Source organism: Nocardia brevicatena NBRC 12119, from assembly GCF_000308495.1.
In the GTDB taxonomy this organism is placed as follows: Bacteria; Actinomycetota; Actinomycetes; order Mycobacteriales; family Mycobacteriaceae; genus Nocardia; species Nocardia brevicatena.
In genome coordinates this window covers 98854-115998 of record NZ_BAFU01000061.1, presented here as the reverse complement: position 1 = coordinate 115998, position 17145 = coordinate 98854, and the positions used below count along the sequence as shown (strand labels likewise).

Sequence of the window (17145 nt, the reverse complement as noted above, 5' to 3'; positions counted from 1 at the left end):
TCGCCCCCCGCTCAGACCTTGCGGATAACCGTGACGACCTTGCCGAGAATCCGCGCGTCGTTGCCCGGGATCGGTTCGAACAGCGGATTGTGCGGCATCAGCCAGATGTTCTTGCCACTGCGCTTGAACGTCTTCACAGTGGCCTCGCCGTCGAGCATGGCGGCGACGATATCGCCGTTGTCGGCGACGTTCTGCTGCCGGACCACGACCCAGTCGCCGTCGCAGATGGCGGCGTCCACCATGGATTCGCCGACGACCTTGAGCAGGAACAGCGAACCGTCACCGACCAGTGCCCGGGGCAGCGGGAACACGTCCTCCACGGCCTGTTCGGCCAGGATCGGGCCACCGGCGGCGATCCGCCCCAGGACCGGGACGAAGGTAGGGGTGGGGCGGGCGCCGTCGGTATCGGTGGTTCGTGCGGTATCGCCCCGTTCCTCGGCGGAGACCGCCGTCAGGGTGGTGACCGAGCGGACCGCCTCGTCCAGGCCGCGCACGTCGACCGCCCGGGGACGGTTGGGGTCACGGCGTAGATAGCCCTTGCGTTCCAGGGTGCGTAGTTGATGGGCGACCGAGGAGGTGGAGGTCAAACCCACGGCGTCGCCGATTTCCCGGATGCTCGGCGGGTAGCCTCGCACGCTCACAGAGGTGCGGATCACCTCGAGCACCTTGCGCTGACGCACGGTGAGATCGGGTTCGGTACCCGGCCCGCTCTCGTTACCCGTGTCGTCTGTTCGGCTCACCACAACCGCCTTTCTCATCGGTCTTCGGCTCGATAACACCGTGCCGCAGTGGATATCGTGCACCGAATCTAGCCGTCCGATGTCGAACTATCAAACACCTGTTCGAGATTCGCTCGGCGTTTCTACTGACATTGTCGCGCATGCGTGGTAGAAATCGAACACCAGTTCGTCGAACATGTGAGCGAATATCGGCGGCGGTGTGTCTCACCGGCACGGTGGGCGGCGGATGGACGGCCGCGGGACACATGTGACGGTGGGTGCGGACGGTAGTGGACGGTCGGTGCGGGACAACCACGGAGGTCTATCCGAATGAGCACGGCGATCAACGACAACAGCACCGGTACGAGGGAAGCCGTATCCGAATCCGGGCGACTCGGCGTGGTGCCGCCTGGGGATGCGGGTACCGGTCGCCGATTGTCGTCGCCGGCGTGCGACGCGGTACCGGGACGTGGGGTCTACCACCGACTCCACCACCCGGGCCCGACGGGTCGGACGGATCCCGGGGCGGCATATCCCGGCGTGGTGGCGGTGCGACGCACCGAATGCCGCCGGGGCGGTGTACCGCCGCACTCGGCGGTACACCGCCGTCGAGCCGCGTCACCCGCATCTTTACCGGGTCGGGCTGTCCTCCGGCGTTGTCCAGCGGCACGGGGGTTGCGTGGCACGACTCCGCGGCCTCCGCATCCGGCCGAGTACGTCGAGCGGGCGCAGGTCGGGTTCGCGGCACTGACGCTGACGGCGGTGTCGACCGCGCTGGCGGTGATCGCGTTGATCGCCATCGCGCATCTGCGCGCGGGACCTGTTGCCCCGCCGGCTCCGGAAACCGTGTCCACGGTGACCGAGACGTATTCGGAACCGGCGGGCAACGCGCAGCGCTAGCCCGGGAATACGGTCTCCCGTCGTGTCGGATCCGGGATGGCTCCGTGCGGTCGGCGACGGCCGATGCCGGACGCGGTCGGTGGAGTCGGGGTGAGTGTGCCCCTCGGCGAGGGTGCACCGGTATCCTCGAAGTGCTGACCACAGTGGCCGGTGGACCCACCGGCCGACCCGGTACCGGGTAGCATCCGGTACCCGCGCTCGCCGGACCCGCGCGACCGGCAACGGTCCGGCCGCGAGCGTTCGCATCGACGAAGGACCCCCGGATGCACTGCCCGTACTGCCGACACCCCGACTCCCGGGTCGTCGACTCGCGTGAGGCCGATGAGGGAGCGGCCATCCGCCGCAGACGCGCCTGCCCGGAATGTGGTCGTCGTTTCACCACGGTCGAGACCGCCATCCTCTCGGTGGTCAAACGCAGTGGGGTCACCGAACCGTTCAGCCGGGAGAAGGTCATCCGTGGGGTGCGCCGTGCCTGCCAGGGGCGCGAGGTCGACGACGACGCCCTGAACCTGCTCGCCCAGCAGGTCGAGGACACGGTGCGGGCGAAAGGATCGCCGGAAGTCCCCAGCCATGAGGTCGGGCTGGCCATTCTCGGCCCCCTGCGCGCCCTCGACGAGGTCGCCTACCTGCGTTTCGCCTCGGTGTATCGCTCGTTCACCTCGGCCGAGGATTTCGAACGCGAGATCCGGGACATGCGCCGGGCCCGTGCCGCCGCGGTGGGCGCCGGCGACTGAGTCCGGTATCGGGCCCGGTGGTCCATCCGCTCGTTCGGCGCTCCTGTCCGGGTTCGGCGCGGTCACCGCGCTAGCGGCGGATGGCGGCGATGGCCTTCTGAATCCGCTTGAGCGATATCGGATACGGAGTACCGAGTTGTTGGGCGAACAGGCCGACGCGCAGTTCCTCGATCATCCACCAGATCTCGGTCACCTCGCGGGCGTCGCGTCGCCGCTCGGGCAGTCGGGACAGCAACTGCTCGTAGGCGGCGAAGGCGGCATCGACCTCGGCCATGCCCTGCCGGTCCCGGTCCGCCGAACCCGGCAACGACTCCAGCCGGACCGCGGCGGCACGGAGATACCGGGGCAGTTCGCGCAGTCGCGTGTCACCCCATTCGGAGATGAAACCGGGGAACACCAGCTCGGCGAGCTGGGCGCGGACATCCTCGGCGATATCCCGCTCCCGGGTGTTCGACAGCATGGAGGTGACCCGATGCGCCTCGGCGAGAACCGGTACCGTCGCGCGCACCAGCCGGGTGACCGAGGTGGTGAGCTTCGGCCGCAGCGCCTCGACCAGTGCTGCGAACCGTTGTGGGCTGCGCACCGGCCCGCCCGCCGCGGCGACGAGTTCGTCGACGGCGGCGGCCCGGCAATCCTCCACCAGGGCCTCGAGCGAACCATACGGGTTCTGGCTCAACACCAGCCGGTCCGCCGGCGACAGCCCGGCCGTCACCGCCCGCACCGAGGTGGGAACTGCCCGCAGCACCAGAGCACGGGTCCCTGCCCGCATAGCGCGCGCCTGTTCGTTCGGTGAACTGAGCACCCGCACCGCCACCCCGTCGGCCTCCGGTACCAACGCCGGATACCCGGTGACGGTCTGGTCGCCGACCCGGCTGCGCACGGTTGGCTCCAGGGTGCCCAGCGATTCGCTGGTCCACAGCGGCGCAGGCGGGCGCTCGGCGCTCGCCGTCGCCCGCGACACCGACTGCGCGACCTCGGCGGACAGCCGGGTCCGCAATCGGGACAGGTCCTTGGCGGTGGCCACCACCTGTCCATCGGCACCGGTGGCGGCGAAGGTCATCCGCAGATGGTCGGGGAGAGCGGCCGGATCGAAATCACCCACAGCGATCGGCGCGGCACCCAGCCGGGTCAGTTCCCGGGCCAATCCGGTGCGCAGCGGTTCGGCACGCGGGGTGAGCGCGGCCAGCGCCGCGGCCGCGAAGTCCGGGGCCGGGACCACGGTGCGACGCAACTGCTTGGGTAGCGTTTTGATGAGCGCGGTCACCAACTCGTCCCGCATGCCGGGCACCAGCCAGTCGAACCCGACCGCACGGACATGCGATAGCTGCGCCACCGGGATGTGAACCGTCACACCGTCGTCGGCCTGCCCCGGTTCGAACTGGTAGGTCAGCGGGAAGGACAGTTCTCCCTGCCGCCAGGTGTCGGGGAAATCCGCCGGGTTCAGCCGGTCGGTGCCCGCGTTCACCACCGTCTCGGTGGTGAAGTCGAGCAGGGTGGGATCGGCTTGTTTCGCGGTCCGCCACCAGCTGTCGAAATGGCGGACGGAGACGATATCGGCGGGGATGCGGCGGTCGTAGAACTCGAACAGCACCTCGTCGTCGACGAGGATATCCCGTCGGCGGGCCCGGTGTTCCAGATCGGCGATATCGTCGAGCAGCGCGCGGTTGCGGTGGAAGAACTCGTGTCGCGTACGCCATTCACCCTGTACCAGGGCGTGCCGCAGGAACAGTTCCCGCGAGGTCTGCGGGTCGATCCGCCCGTAGTCGACGAGCCGCCCGGTCACCAGCGGAACGCCGTAGAGGGTGACCCGCTCATAGGCCCGGGCCGCGCCGCGTTTGGCCGACCAGTGCGGTTCGGAGTAGGTGCGCTTCACCAGGTCACCGGCGAGCCGTTCGGCCCATTCCGGTTCCACCCGGGCCGCGATCCGACCCCACAGCCGGGACGTCTCGACCAGTTCGGCCGCCATCACCCACCGAGGAGGCCTCTTCGCCAACGCCGATCCGGGGAAGACCATGAACTTGGCGTTGCGTGCCCCCAGGAATTCCCGGGATTCCGCCTCCCGGACCCCGATATGCGACAGCATCCCGGCCAGCAGTGATTGGTGGATGGCGGTGGCGTCCCACGGATCGGTCTCGACGCTCATCTCCTCGAGCGGGCGCGGTGCCGACCGCCGCGCACGGGTCCGTCCGTCGGTCGCCTCCACCCGTTCGGCTCGACTGTTTCGTCCGCGGCGGGATTTCTTGCCGGGGTCCGCGACGCCGGTCTCCTGTCCGTGAGCCGGCTCGTCGCGGCCGGGCTCGTCGCGGGCCGACCAGCCCATGCCTTTGGCTATGGTGCGCAGCTGACCGTGCAGGTCCTGCCATTCCCGAATCCTCAGATAGTGCAGGAATTCCTCGCGGCACATCCGCCGGAAACGGTTGGCCGACAGGGTGCGGCGCTGCCCGTTCAGGTACTCCCACAGCCGCAGATAGGCCAGGAAATCGGAGTTCTCGACCGCGAACCGGGCGTGTGCGGTGTCGGCGGCCTGCTGCTGGTCGGCGGGGCGTTCGCGCACATCCTGGATGGACAGCGCGGCCACGATGACCAGCACATCGGCCAGGCATCCGTTGCGGTGCGCCTCCACCAGCATCCGGGCCATCCGCGGGTCGACCGGCAGCCGGGCCATCTCGCGGCCGGTGGGGGTGAGTACCAGCCCGGTTTCAGCGTCGCGGCGCCGTCGCCGGGAGCCGGGCGTCGGGCCCGTGGGTTCGGTCCCGGCCGGTGTGCCGGTGTCCGCGGTGGATCCGATCTCGGCTCCCGGGGTGGCGGAGGAGGCGACCGCGTCGTGGCCGGACACGGCGGGTTGCTCGGTTGCCCGTCGGGCCAGTGCCCCCAGCTCCTCCAGCAGGGCGACACCGTCGCGAATCGCGCGCTGGTCGGGGGCCTCGACGAACGGGAAACTCTCGATATCGCCCAGGCCGAGCGCGGTCATCTGCAGGATGACCGCGGCCAGATTGGTGCGCAGGATCTCCGGATCGGTGAACACCGGACGCGATTCGAAATCGTCCTCCGAGTACAGCCGGATGCAGATACCGTCCGCGACGCGCCCGCAGCGTCCGGCCCGTTGCCGGGCCGAGGCCTGCGAAATCGGTTCGATGGGCAGCCGCTGCACCTTGGTGCGCATCGAGTATCGGGAGAGCCGGGCAGTTCCGGGATCGATCACATAGCGGATGCCCGGCACGGTGAGCGAGGTTTCGGCCACATTGGTTGCCAGAACCACCCGGCGTCCGGTGTGCGGGGTGAACACTCGGTGCTGTTCGGCCGCCGACAATCGCGCGTACAGCGGCAGGATCTCGGTGCGCGGCAGTTTCAGATCGGCGAGTGCGTCGGCGGTGTCGCGGATCTCGCGTTCCCCGGACAGGAATACCAGCACATCACCGTCGCCCTCGGTGAACAGTTCGACCACGGCGTCGCAGATGGCGTCCACCGGGTCGCGGTCCACCACCCGCTCCTCCTCGTCCTCCGAGTCGGCGGGTGGCAGCGGCAGCGCCAGCGGGCGGTAGCGGATCTCCACCGGATACGACCGGCCGGACACCTCGACGATCGGCGCCGGTGCGCCGGAGGCGTCGGCGAAATGCCGAGCGAACAGTTCCGGGTCGATGGTGGCCGAGGTGATGATCACCTTCAGATCGGGACGGCGCGGCAGCAACTGTTTCAGATAGCCGAGCAGGAAATCGATATTGAGACTGCGCTCATGGGCCTCGTCGATGATGATCGTGTCGTAGGCGCGCAGCAGCCGATCGCGTTGGATCTCGGCGAGCAGGATTCCATCGGTCATCAGCTTGACCAGGGTATGCTCGGCCGCCTGGTCGGTGAACCGCACGGTGTATCCGACGGCATCGCCCAGTTCGGTGCCGAGTTCTTCGGCGATCCGCTCGGCCACGGTTCGGGCGGCGAGCCGGCGCGGCTGGGTGTGGCCGATCATGCCACGGATACCGCGCCCCAGCTCCAGGCAGATCTTCGGGATCTGGGTGGTTTTGCCCGAACCCGTCTCGCCGGCCACGATCACCACCTGGTGCGCGGCGATGGTTTTGGCGATATCCGCGCGGCGTGCGGTGACCGGCAGGTGCTCGGGGTAGCCGATCTTCGGTACGGTCGCGCGGCGGTTGGCGATCCGTTGTTCGGCCGCCGCGATCTCGCTGTCGAGGCGTTCGTAGTCGCCGTCGCGGACCCGATCCAATTGCCGGCGCAGCCGGTGTTCGTCGCGGAGGGTGAGCGAGGCCAGTCGGGTGCGAAGCTCGCGCGAGCCGGCTGCTGTCCTGGTCATTGCGTCGACCAGCCTAGCGAAAGTGCTCATCCGGCCGGCGCGGTGGTAGGTGAGGCCACACCGTGGATCCGCCCGATCCGCTCGCCGAGCGCGGGTTGCGCGTGGGGTGGTCGGAAGTGCGGGACGCCGTGGAACCGAAACCGAGGCATCGGCCCCGGCCGGATGCGAGCATGGAGGACGGATCGCGGTGCTGTGGCGAGAGGTGTTGGGGCATGGTCGGATTCGTGGTGGGGCATGCGGTGCTGCGGTGGCTGGTCGCGGGAGCCTTCGTCGGTACGGCGGGGGTGGTGCTCATCGGGTTGCTGAATCCGCGGCCGGTGTCGGTCGACGACGGTGGGCCGTCCGACGGCCCGGTCGAGATCGAGACCGGGGTGGTCGGGTCCGCCGCGGCGGATCACGAATCCGATGCCGCCCACCTCCTCATGTGCGCCGTCATGCTCGCCATGGTGCTGTTTCCGACCCGGGTGAGCCCGCATGCGCTGCACGGTGTCCTACTCGCCATGACGGTGGTGTTCGGACTGCTGTTCGCGGACCGGATACTGCGGTGGTACCGCGAGGGCCGAGTGCGGTCCGTGGGATGGACGGCGGTGTTCGGCTATCACTTCGTGGGCGCGGCGGTGATGCTCTATGCGATGTCGGGGCATTCCGCGGCCGGGCATGCCGGGGGGCCGCCGGCCGGTGTGATGCTCGGGCTCGCGACGCTGTTCCTGGTCGACGCCGTCGTGGTAGTGGCCCCGATACCGGAGGGCGGTGTCCGGTGGCATCTGTCCGCGCATAGGGGAGACGGATCCGCGGTGGGGTGGCGCGCGGCTCGGCTACCCCATGTGGTGATGGACCTGGGCATGGCGTATATGCTGGTCGGGGCCGTATACGGCTGAGTATCGCGACAGGACCGTCACTGCCGGGTGTCGACGACTCATACGGTGACGGGCGATTCGGCCACGACGCGTCCCGCGAGGCGAACCCATCCGTCGGAGTTCCATTCGGTGAAGATCTGCGACCCCTGCCCCTGGGTGATCACCAGCCCCTGACGTAGCCGGGCGGTGAGCGCCACGGCGGCCGCGCCGGTCGCCTCGTCCTCGGCGATACCCATTGCGGGGGCGAACATCCGAGAGCGCAGAGCGCCGCGGTGTTCGTCGGCCCAGGTCCACACATAGTGCGCGCCTTCGTCGAAATCGTCCGGCGTGAACGCGGCCAACTCATCGGTGTCCGCGAGCTGGTGGAAGGTGAAATCAGGGGTCCAGGACGCCTGGGCGCCGATGCTGACGAGCCCGTGGGCGCTCTCCACCCGAACGAGTCCGGCGGGAAGATCCAGGGTCTGTACCGGTGATCCGCGTTCGGCCAGCCACCATGCCGTCCCCACGGAGGGGTGGCCGGCGAACGGCAGTTCGACGGTGGGGGTGTAGATCCGCACCCGGGCGGCGCCGTCGACGGGATCGTCTACGAAAACCGTTTCGCTGAAGCCGAGCCGGGTCGCCACGGCCTGTCGGTCGGGCACGGCCACCTCCTCGGCTCGGACGACTCCGAGTTCGTTGCCGAACCGGCCCGTGGCATCGGTGAAAACGCGCAACACTTCGGCCTGTGTGCCCATACCTGCCGAGAGTACCGGGCGGTGGTGCCGGGCCGGTGTGCCCCGGAACTGTCGCGTCGGTCCCATCCGGGTACGGATTCACACATCCCAAAAGTAAAAGTGATAAATATCACTATAGTGATAGGGGTGCCCGATCCGAATTATCAGCCCACCCTCTCGCAGCTGCGTGCTTTCGTAGCCATCGCCGAATACCGCCATTTCGGCACGGCCGCGGCACGCCTGCGTGTGAGCCAACCCACGCTATCGCAGGCGCTCGCGGCGTTGGAGAACGGGCTCGGGCTACAGCTGATCGAACGCAGTACCCGCCGCGTCCTGGTCACCGCCACCGGACGCCGGCTGCTACCCCAGGCGGTTTCCACCCTCGAGGCGGCCGATCGGTTCCTGGCCTCGGCCAACGGTGACGGTCTCGGCGCCGCCCTGCGGATGGGCATCATCCCGACCGTGGCTCCCTATGTGCTGCCGACGCTGTTGCCCGCCCTGCGGCGTCGGGTGCCCACACTGGTCCCGCAGATCGTCGAGGGTCGGACCGACCACCTGGTCGACGCCTTACGCACCGGCCTTCTGGACGTCGCTCTGGCGGCGCTGCCCATCGAAACCACGGGACTGATCGAAATCCCGCTCTACACCGAGGAATTCGTCCTGGTCACCCCCTCCGAACACGAGCTGGCCGGACGTGACGACATCAAACCCGCCGACCTGGATTCGTTGCCGTTGCTTCTCCTGGACGAGGGGCACTGCCTGCGCGAACAGGCCCTGGATATGTGCCGTGCCGCCGATGTACAGGCCGGGCCGGTCGGCGACACCCGGGCCGCCTCGCTGACCACGGTCGTGCAATGCGTGGCCGGCGGCCTGGGAGTCACGCTGATCCCGCAGATGGCCGTCGCGGTGGAGACCGGGCGGGCCGGCCTGGCCACCGCGCGGTTCGCCGACCCGGCACCGGGCCGCACCATCGGCCTGGCCTTCCGCGCCTCCACCGCGCGGGGCGACGACTACCGCTACCTCGCGGAGCTCATTCGCGCCCAGCAGCCGCTCTAGGACGGGGTCCGTGCCTCGGCGCGCAACGCGTAGGGCTCGATCGAGCCCCGGCGCAGAGCGGGGCCATCGATGGTTCGCGGCCGGTAGGGGAGGGTGGCGAGTCGGTCGACCATACCGGCCACCGGCTCGTCGATCCGCTCGACGAGCCCGAACAGGAACGACCATTCGTGCTCGTCACTGCCGTAGTGGACCACCGTCTCGAACTGCTCGTGGAAACGCTGCCAGGACCGCCGCAGTGTCTCGTTGCGCCACATGGTGGCGCATCCGGCCTGCGCGGCGAGCACGCCGCCCGGGGCGAGCAGGTCACGGCATCGCTGCAGGAACTCGGTTTCGTAGAGGCGGTTGTGCTGGGCTTGCTCGGGCCGTTCGTCGGGCAGGTCGATCACGATGACGTCATAGCGGTCGCCGTTCGAGGCGGCCCGGGCCAGAAAATCCCAACCATCGGCGAAATGCACCCGGATCGGGCCCGTGCCGGTGCTCGCCTCGGCGAGTTCGGCGGGAGTGTAGCCATAGGGCAGGTGCTCGGCGCACAGTTCGACCGCCGTGCGATCGATATCGACATGGTCGACCCGGTTGGCGCCCGCGGTGACCGCCATCCGGCTCGCCACCCCCTCGCCGGAGCCGATGATGAGCACATTGTCCAGCTTCTCGGCCAGGACGAACGCCGGCACCATCAAGGCTTCGTGATAGGTGAGCTGGGAGAACTCGGTGGATTGGCGGTCGTCGTCGGAGAACAGGGAAATGCCCTGGTCGGTGCGGCCGATCAGCAGATGCTGGTATTCGGTGCGAGTGTCGACCAACACCTCGGAGAGCTCCCAGGTACGTGTCAGCCCCGGACCGACCGGTTCCACCACTCGGTGTCCGGCCTTGCCGCGGCACACGGTGGAGATACGCACCCGCTCCGGCGCCAGTGCCGCGCGCAGGAATTCCGCCGCCTTGTCGGCGCCGTCACCCCTGGTGCCGCAGGTGAACACGTCGACGAAGATATCCCCGCTCTCGGGGTAGGTGTGGATCGAGGCATGTGATTCCGACAGCAGCGCGAGAATGGTCACGCCCTGCGGCTCGAACTGTTTGTGCACCATATCGCAGATCGTGACCCCGGCCGCGTCCAGTGACTCACGCAATGCGGTCTCGAGACGGGTGACATCGTTGCAGAGATCTGCGTCGACACCACCGAATTCGGCCAGTACATGCCGGCCGGTGAATTCCGCCGTCACTTCGCATACCTCCTCTCGCTCAGTGCCCCGGGACATGCACGGCCAGGGGCGGGAAACCGTTGAAGGACACCGACGAATAACTCGCCGTATACGCGCCGGTGTCGAGAATGCGGATCCGGTCGCCGGACCGCAGGGTGGTGGGCAGCAGAATGCGGGTGCGCTGGTAGAGCACATCGTCGCCGTCGCAGGTCGGCCCGGCCAGTACCACCTCGCCGACCGGGTCGCCGTCGCGGTCGGTGGCGAAACGGTAGGCGATGTATTCGTTCTCGGTTTCGGCCAGCCCGTTGTAGCGGCCGATATCGAGATATACCCAGCGTCGTCCGTCCGGCGCGGTCCGCACTCCGACGACCTCGGCATGGATGGTGCCGGCGGTGGCGACCAGCGCCCGTCCCGGCTCCAGCACCAGACCGGTCGTCGGGGGCAGGAATTCGTCCGCCGCGGCGGAGACCACCGCGGCGATCCGCTCCGTCGACGGCGCCGGATCGGCGTAGCCGATCGGCAGACCGCCGCCGATGTTGACGCATTCGACGCCGATTCCCTTGTCGTCCAGCGCCGCGACGATCTGCCCGGCCTGTTCGATCCCGGCTCGCCAGGCCCGCGGATCCAGCTGTTGGGAACCCACATGGAAATATGGCCCCACTACGGCCAGACCCAGATCCGCGGCACGGGCCAACAGCCGTGTCGACTCCTCGGGGGCGCAGCCGAACTTGCTGCCGAACGGCGTCCGCGACTGCGGCGCGTCGGCCAGGAACCGGCACTCCACCCGGGCTCCGGGCGCATGCTCGGCGATCCGCAGCAGATCGGCTTCGGTGTCGAACGCGAAACGGCGCACCCCCAGCGCGGCAGCACGGGCGATATCGGCGGCCTTCTTGATCGGGTTGCCGTAGCAGAGCCGCCGGGCGGACACTCCCGCCGCCAGGCACAGCTCGATCTCACCGACGGAGGCGATATCGAATTCCGCGCCTTCGGTATCCAGGGCGGTGACGACCTGGGGCAGCGGGCATGCCTTGACCGCGTACCGGACGACCGCCGGTCGACCCGTCGACAACAGGTCGGACGTGAGGGCGCGGTAGTTCGCGCGGACGCGTTCCGGGTCGATAACCAGATAGGGGGAATCGGGCATGGGCAGGTCTTTCCGTCGGGCAGCGGGGGAGAGAGTATCAGCGGCCCGACCTCGGAACCGAATCCGTGCCGGGCCCGCGGGACCGCCCCGCCATCCGTTCACCTCACCACCACCGGTGCTTCACCCGCCCACAACCGTGACCTCGTCGAACACGACCTCACCGGCCGCATCGGAGGCCGCGAGGTCGACGGTCGCCAGCAGCGCCCAACCGCGATCGCCCGCCAGGTCCTCGAGTGTCTGGCGCACTTCCCAGAAACCGGGTCTGGTCCGCACCTGGAACAAGTGCGGACCCCGGGCGTCCGGACCGGTTCCGATACTGCCGTACTCGGCGAAATAGGGGGCCAGATCGTGCTCCCAGTCCGGTCCCGGCCCCAGGTCGTCGAGTGCGTCCCACTGCCTGCGCGCGGCCAGTTCGATCCGGCGGAACATGGCGTTGCGCACCAGCACCCGAAAGGCGCGTTCATTGGCCGTGATCGGCCGGATGGTCTCCGCGCCGAAGGCGACCTGCTCGGCGTCGGTTTCCGCCCCCGCGCCGGTCAGCTGCTCCCATTCGTCGAGCAGGCTCGAATCCACCTGGCGTACCAGTTCCCCCAGCCATTCGGTGATGTCGTCGAGTTCTTCGGTGCGCGCCGACTCGGGCACGGTGCGTTTCAGCGCGCGGTAGGCGTCGGCGAGGTAGCGCAGCACCACGCCTTCCGAGCGGGCCAGCTCGTAATAGGAGACCAGCTCCGTGAACGTCATCGACCGCTCGATCATGTCGCGGACCACCGATTTCGGGGACGGAACGAACTCCGACAGCCACGGATGGCCGGTGCGGTAGGTCTCGTAGGCGCCCTCGATGAGTTCCGCCAGCGGTTTCGGCCAGGTGACCTCCTCCAGCAGCTCCATGCGTTCGTCGTAATCGATACCCTCGGCCTTCATCTCGGCCACGGCCTCGCCGCGCGCCTTGTGCTGCTGGGCCAGTAGCAGCTGTCGCGGATCCTCCAGCGTCGACTCGATGAGCGACACCACATCCAGGGCGTAGGCGGGGGATTCGCGGTCGAGCAGTTCCAACGCGGCCAGGGCGAACGGCGACAGCGGCTGGTCCAGCGCGAAATCCCGCTGCAGGTCGACGGTGAGCCGGGCCCGGCGGCCCTGGGCGTCCGGTTTCGGCAGCTGCTGTACCACACCGGAATCACGCAGCGCGCGGTAGAGGCGGACGGCGCGGAGAATATGCCGCCGCTGCGCCGGGCGCGGTTCGTGATTGTCCTCGAGCAGGTGCCGCATGGCGTCGAAACAGTTGCCGGGCCGGGCGATCACATTGAGCAGCATCGAGTTGGTCACCCGGAACCGCGACACCATCGGCTCCGGCGGCGCCGCCACCAACCGCTGGAAGGTCTCCTCGCTCCAGGACACGAAACCCTCGGGCGGTTTGCGCCGCTGGACCTTCTTGCGCTTCTTCGGGTCGTCGCCGGCCTTGGCCAGTAGTCGGGTGTTCTCCACCTCGTGTTCGGGCGCCTGCACCACCACCGTGCCCATGGTGTCGAAACCGGCACGCCCGGCACGGCCGGCGATCTGGTGGAATTCGCGTGCTTTGAGCCGGCGGGTGCGTACCCCGTCGAATTTGGTCAAACCGGTCAACAACACCGTGCGGATCGGGACGTTGATCCCGACGCCGAGGGTGTCGGTTCCGCAGACCACCTTCAGCAGGCCCTCTTGGGCGAGCCGTTCCACCAGACGCCGATACTTCGGCAGCATGCCCGCGTGGTGCACTCCGATACCGTGCCGAATCAGCCGAGACAGTGTTTTGCCGAAACCGGAAGAGAATCGGAACTCGCCCAAGGCCTCGGCAATGGCGTCCTTTTCGGCACGTCCGGCGAAATTGAGGCTGGTCAGTGCCTGCGCCCGTTCCAGGGCGGCGGCCTGGGTGAAATGCACGACATAGACCGGTGCCTGGTGGGTGGTCAGCAGTTCTTCGATGGTTTCGGTGATAGGGGTGCGGGCGTAGGAGAAGTTCAGCGGTACCGGACGCTGCGCGCCCGCCACCACCGCGGTGGTGCGGCCGGTACGTCGGCGCAGGTCCTCGGCGAAGAAATCGACCTCGCCGAGCGTGGCCGACATGAGCAGGAACTGGGCGCGCGGCAACTCCAACAGCGGTACCTGCCAGGCCCAGCCGCGGTCCGGGTCGGCGTAGAAGTGGAATTCGTCCATCACCACCTGGCCCACATCGGCGTCCGCGCCTTCGCGCAGCGCCACGTTGGCCAGGATCTCGGCGGTGGCGCAGATGATGGGGGCCTCGGGGTTGACGGCCGCGTCACCGGTCACCATTCCCACGCGTTCGGCACCGAACAGTTCGCACAGGGCGAAGAACTTCTCGCTCACCAGCGCCTTGATCGGCGCGGTGTAGTAGCTGCGCAGGCCCCGGGTCAGCGCGAACAGGTGCGCACCCACGGCGACCAGTGATTTCCCGGAGCCGGTCGGGGTGGCGAGGATGACATTGGAGTCCGACGCCAGCTCCAGCAGCGCCTCGTCCTGCGCGGGGTAGAGCGGCGTACCCTGACCGGTCGCCCATACCCCGAACGACTCGTACAGAGCATCGGCGTCGGTTCCCGGTATCTCGAGCAGCTCGGTCAGATCCACTCGACTCACCCTACGTCCTGGCCCCGCCGGGCCGCGGGCGCCTCGGCGCGTGCCGGATATCGCGTCGCCGGTCCGCACCACGACGCGGTCCCGGACGGTGGGAGCGCCCGGGGCCGAGAGGTCCTCGCCGCCTCAGCGCGGGTCGTCGTCACCCCGGAATCCGCCGGAATGGTCGTCGCCCTGGTAGCCGCCCTGTTCGGCCAGGAAGCGTTCGAATTCCGCCCCCAGTTCCTCGCCGCTGGGCAGATCGGCCTCGCCGACCAACAGGCCGGCCCGACGTTCCTGCGCCGAGACGAAGGTGTCGTACTGGCGTTCCAATGCCTGCACCACCGTCTCCACCTCGGGATTGCCCGCGATATGTTCGTTGACCTGTTCGCGTACCCGCGCCGCGGCCTCGCCGAGCGCGTTGAGCGGCAGCTGTAGCCCGGCGTTCTCGCCGACATGTTCGAGTAGCGTCTGCGCCGCCTCCGGATACGAGGTCTGGGCCAGGTAATGCGGGACATGCACGGAGAATCCGACGGATTCGTGTCCGTGCTGGGCCATCCGGTATTCCAGCAGCGTGGACGCACTGCCCGGCACCTGCAGTTCACCCGGCCAGGTCTGGCCGAACGGGATCAGATCCCGATTCGAGGAGTGGGCCGTCACCCCCAGCGGCCGGGTATGCGGGATCGCCATCGGTATGGCGCTGAGGCCGATACTGCGCCGCACTCCGAGCTGCTCGGCCAGCAATCGCACCGCGGTGGTGAACTTCTCCCAGCGCAGGTCCGGTTCGATACCGGCCAGCAGCAGGAACGGGGTTCCCGCGGTATCGCGCAACGCCCACAGATTCAGCTCGGGTTCGGCGTAATCGGAGAAATGATCGGTTTTGAACGTTATCAGCGGACGCCGCGAGCGATAGTCGAGCAGTTCGTCGACGTCGAACGAAGCGACCAGTTCGCTTTCCAGGCTCTCGCGCAGGTGGGTGGTGGCCAGTCGTACGGCGTGACCGGCATCGGTGTAGCCCTCCAGCCCGTGCACCAGGACCGGACCCGAGCCATCGGCGGACGACAGCTGCGGAGCGGGGAACTCCAGTTCGTACATTCGCGACTCGTAGTCCATCGCGTACTCCTTCCTACGCGGTTCGTCGGCCCGTCGGCGGCGGTCGGGTGGTGTCGGCACCCGCGGCCGCGCCTGAGCACGACGAACCAGAGTCCATTGTCCCCTATGCCGATGAACGGCCACGGTATGGTACGGACATCGGCCTTGTGTATTGGCAACAGCCGTCAGGGTTCCCGAATTCCCCTAGCGTAACCGGATGGTTGCCGATATGGTCGGCCGGTTTCCCGATGCCAGCGAGCGTGGGTTGTTTCTGCGGAGACTCCGTGCAGGTGGGGAGCCGGTAGCCGGCGTGGCGGCGGGGAAACGTCCCGGGGTTCGGCACAGTGGCGGGGTGGATGCAGCGGATTCCGGTCCACGGTTCCGGTCGGTGTGTTCGACCTCGCGGTGGAAGGGGCGGCTCTCCGCCGCTCACCCGCGATGGACCCGCTGTGGCCCGTTTCGCGGTGGTGCCCCCGGGCGGGTATCCACAGGCCGTGTGGATACTCCACAGCTTTTATTGCCCCCCAGGTCGTGATGGTTCGGTCCGTACTCCCCGCGCGCACGCTGGGTGCATGACTTCTTCCGTGCCCCGCGCTCGCTTCCACGATCCGTACCCCCGTCCCGGGGGTTCCGGGACCGTTCCGCGTATCCACCGACAGGCCGGGATCATCCGGTGCGCGGAGGACGGTAGCGACCTTCCCGAAACCTGGGCCACCCGGGCGGGGCCGATGCGGATCGGTGAACCGGGTGAGCTCATCGCCGCGATCCCGGCGATGCTGGGGTTCCGGCCGGAGCGGTCACTGGTACTCGCGGTGCTCTGCGCGGAGAACGGGGAACCCGGCGGCGCGGTGATCGATCTCGTGGTCCGATTCGATCTGGCGGAACAGGCACTCGGACGGCCCATCGATACGGCGACCACCGCGACGGCGGCAGCACGGGTATGCGCCCGCCCCGATGTGGTGGGGGTGCTGGCGGTGATCGTCGACGATCGTCCCCACGCCGCCGGACCGTCGGGTCGGGTGCCGCATCCGGTGCTCGCCGAATTGGAACGGCGGCTGGCGGTCCGTGGAGTGCCGGTACACGGTGCCTGGGCGGTCTCGGCCATCGAACCCGGTCGGTCCTGGCGCAGCGTAAAGGGCCCGAGGTGCCGAGGATCGGTACCGGATCCGGCGGCCTCGCCGGTGGCGCTGAGCCACGTTCTCGGCGGTCGCCCGATCCGGCGGGGCCGTACCGAACTGACCGCCCTGGTCGCCGTGGATGCCGAGCTGAGGGAGCGGGTGAGCGCGGAAATCTCCGGCGCCGCGGAGCGGGCGCGTGATCACTATGCCGCCGCGGCCCGCGGGGGCGACGCCCTCGGTTACAGCCGGCGCGCTCTGGAACAGGTGCTCTGGCAGGTCGCGAACGTGGACTCGGGAGCCCGGCTGTCGGCCCGGGAACTGGCGGATATCGCGGTGGCGCTGCGGGACCGGCGGGTACGCGACACCATGTTCGCGCTGGCCTCGACCGTGTACGCCGATGCCGCCGAGCGGCTGTGGATACACCTCACCCGGGCCGCATCCGATGGTGATCGGGCCGAATCCGCGGCACTGCTCGGCTATTTCGCCTATATCCGCGGCGACGGCCCGTTCGCGGGCATTGCCTTGGATATCGCCCTGGAGGCGGACTCCGACCATCCGATGGCGGTACTCCTACACACCGCGCTGGCCTCCGGTATGCGCCCGGAACGGCTGCGGGAACTGGTCCGCTGCGGCCGGGAGACCGCGGCCGATCTGGGAATCGAACTGGGGCCCGAACAATGATCCTTCGGTCGCGGTGGAGCGGAGC

The 17145-nt window shown here is 68.6% G+C and carries 12 protein-coding genes; 5 read left to right on the top strand and 7 right to left on the bottom strand.

Features of this window, described 5'->3' with window-relative positions; genetic code table 11:
* Nucleotides 1–11: 11 nt before the first annotated feature.
* Nucleotides 12–740 (bottom strand): transcriptional repressor LexA, encoded by a 729-nt coding sequence (gene lexA, locus ON20_RS16540; protein WP_245547269.1) that lies wholly within the window; start codon nucleotides 738–740, stop codon nucleotides 12–14.
* A 654-nt stretch (nucleotides 741–1394) separates the two neighbouring features.
* Here lexA and ON20_RS16535 point away from each other — a divergent pair.
* Both ON20_RS16535 and nrdR read left to right on the top strand, forming a co-directional pair.
* A complete protein-coding gene (locus ON20_RS16535) occupies nucleotides 1395–1619 on the top strand; it encodes a hypothetical protein (protein WP_040836544.1) in 225 nt (74 codons plus the stop codon).
* Between the two features lie 263 nt (nucleotides 1620–1882).
* Nucleotides 1883–2353 carry a transcriptional regulator NrdR gene (gene nrdR / locus ON20_RS16530; protein ID WP_040836543.1) on the top strand — a complete coding sequence of 157 codons (471 nt, stop codon included), beginning with the start codon at nucleotides 1883–1885 and terminating at the stop codon, nucleotides 2351–2353.
* 70 nt (nucleotides 2354–2423) lie between these two features.
* Here the strand turns inward: nrdR and hrpA are convergent, their stop codons facing one another.
* Entirely contained in the window at nucleotides 2424–6659 is a 4236-nt protein-coding gene (hrpA, locus tag ON20_RS16525; protein ID WP_040836542.1) for an ATP-dependent RNA helicase HrpA, read from the bottom strand.
* 212 nt (nucleotides 6660–6871) lie between these two features.
* Between hrpA and ON20_RS16520 the strand changes: the two genes are divergently transcribed.
* Nucleotides 6872–7537 carry a DUF5134 domain-containing protein gene (locus tag ON20_RS16520; RefSeq protein ID WP_157228869.1) on the top strand — a complete coding sequence of 222 codons (666 nt, stop codon included), beginning with the start codon at nucleotides 6872–6874 and terminating at the stop codon, nucleotides 7535–7537.
* Nucleotides 7538–7575: 38 nt separating this feature from the next.
* Here ON20_RS16520 and ON20_RS16515 read toward each other — a convergent pair whose 3' ends face one another.
* A complete protein-coding gene (locus ON20_RS16515) occupies nucleotides 7576–8250 on the bottom strand; it encodes a PhzF family phenazine biosynthesis protein (protein ID WP_040836539.1) in 675 nt (224 codons plus the stop codon).
* 126 nt (nucleotides 8251–8376) lie between these two features.
* Here ON20_RS16515 and ON20_RS16510 point away from each other — a divergent pair, with 126 nt between their 5' ends.
* Complete coding sequence (locus ON20_RS16510; RefSeq protein ID WP_040836538.1) at nucleotides 8377–9285, top strand: hydrogen peroxide-inducible genes activator; 909 nt, start codon at nucleotides 8377–8379, stop codon at nucleotides 9283–9285.
* Here the strand turns inward: ON20_RS16510 and speD are convergent.
* From speD to ON20_RS16490, 4 genes are all read right to left on the bottom strand, one after another.
* Nucleotides 9282–10502 carry an adenosylmethionine decarboxylase gene (gene speD / locus ON20_RS16505; RefSeq protein WP_040836652.1) on the bottom strand — a complete coding sequence of 407 codons (1221 nt, stop codon included), beginning with the start codon at nucleotides 10500–10502 and terminating at the stop codon, nucleotides 9282–9284. The genes ON20_RS16510 and speD overlap by 4 nt on opposite strands.
* A gap of 19 nt (nucleotides 10503–10521) precedes the next feature.
* Nucleotides 10522–11625 (bottom strand): type III PLP-dependent enzyme, encoded by a 1104-nt coding sequence (locus ON20_RS16500; RefSeq protein WP_040836537.1) that lies wholly within the window; start codon nucleotides 11623–11625, stop codon nucleotides 10522–10524.
* 120 nt (nucleotides 11626–11745) lie between these two features.
* Nucleotides 11746–14220, bottom strand: coding sequence for a DEAD/DEAH box helicase (locus ON20_RS16495; protein WP_438803419.1), 2475 nt, complete (start codon nucleotides 14218–14220; stop codon nucleotides 11746–11748).
* Nucleotides 14221–14376: 156 nt separating this feature from the next.
* Nucleotides 14377–15342, bottom strand: a complete 966-nt coding sequence (locus ON20_RS16490) for a PAC2 family protein (RefSeq protein ID WP_040836535.1) — start codon at nucleotides 15340–15342, stop codon at nucleotides 14377–14379.
* 551 nt (nucleotides 15343–15893) lie between these two features.
* Here ON20_RS16490 and ON20_RS16485 point away from each other — a divergent pair.
* On the top strand, nucleotides 15894–17120 hold the full coding sequence (locus tag ON20_RS16485; protein WP_157228868.1) for a DUF4192 domain-containing protein: 1227 nt from the start codon (nucleotides 15894–15896) through the stop codon (nucleotides 17118–17120).
* Nucleotides 17121–17145: the final 25 nt, after the last annotated feature.

Excerpts from the sequence above, each read along its gene's own strand:
- nrdR (WP_040836543.1), top strand. The coding sequence starts at position 1,883 with ATGCACTGCCCGTACTGCCGACACCCCGACTCCCGGGTCGTCGACTCG.
- hrpA (WP_040836542.1), bottom strand. The coding sequence starts at position 6,659 with ATGACCAGGACAGCAGCCGGCTCGCGCGAGCTTCGCACCCGACTGGCC.
- ON20_RS16520 (WP_157228869.1), top strand. The coding sequence starts at position 6,872 with ATGGTCGGATTCGTGGTGGGGCATGCGGTGCTGCGGTGGCTGGTCGCG.
- ON20_RS16515 (WP_040836539.1), bottom strand. The coding sequence starts at position 8,250 with ATGGGCACACAGGCCGAAGTGTTGCGCGTTTTCACCGATGCCACGGGC.
- ON20_RS16500 (WP_040836537.1), bottom strand. The coding sequence starts at position 11,625 with ATGCCCGATTCCCCCTATCTGGTTATCGACCCGGAACGCGTCCGCGCG.
- ON20_RS16490 (WP_040836535.1), bottom strand. The coding sequence starts at position 15,342 with ATGGACTACGAGTCGCGAATGTACGAACTGGAGTTCCCCGCTCCGCAG.
- ON20_RS16485 (WP_157228868.1), top strand. The coding sequence starts at position 15,894 with ATGACTTCTTCCGTGCCCCGCGCTCGCTTCCACGATCCGTACCCCCGT.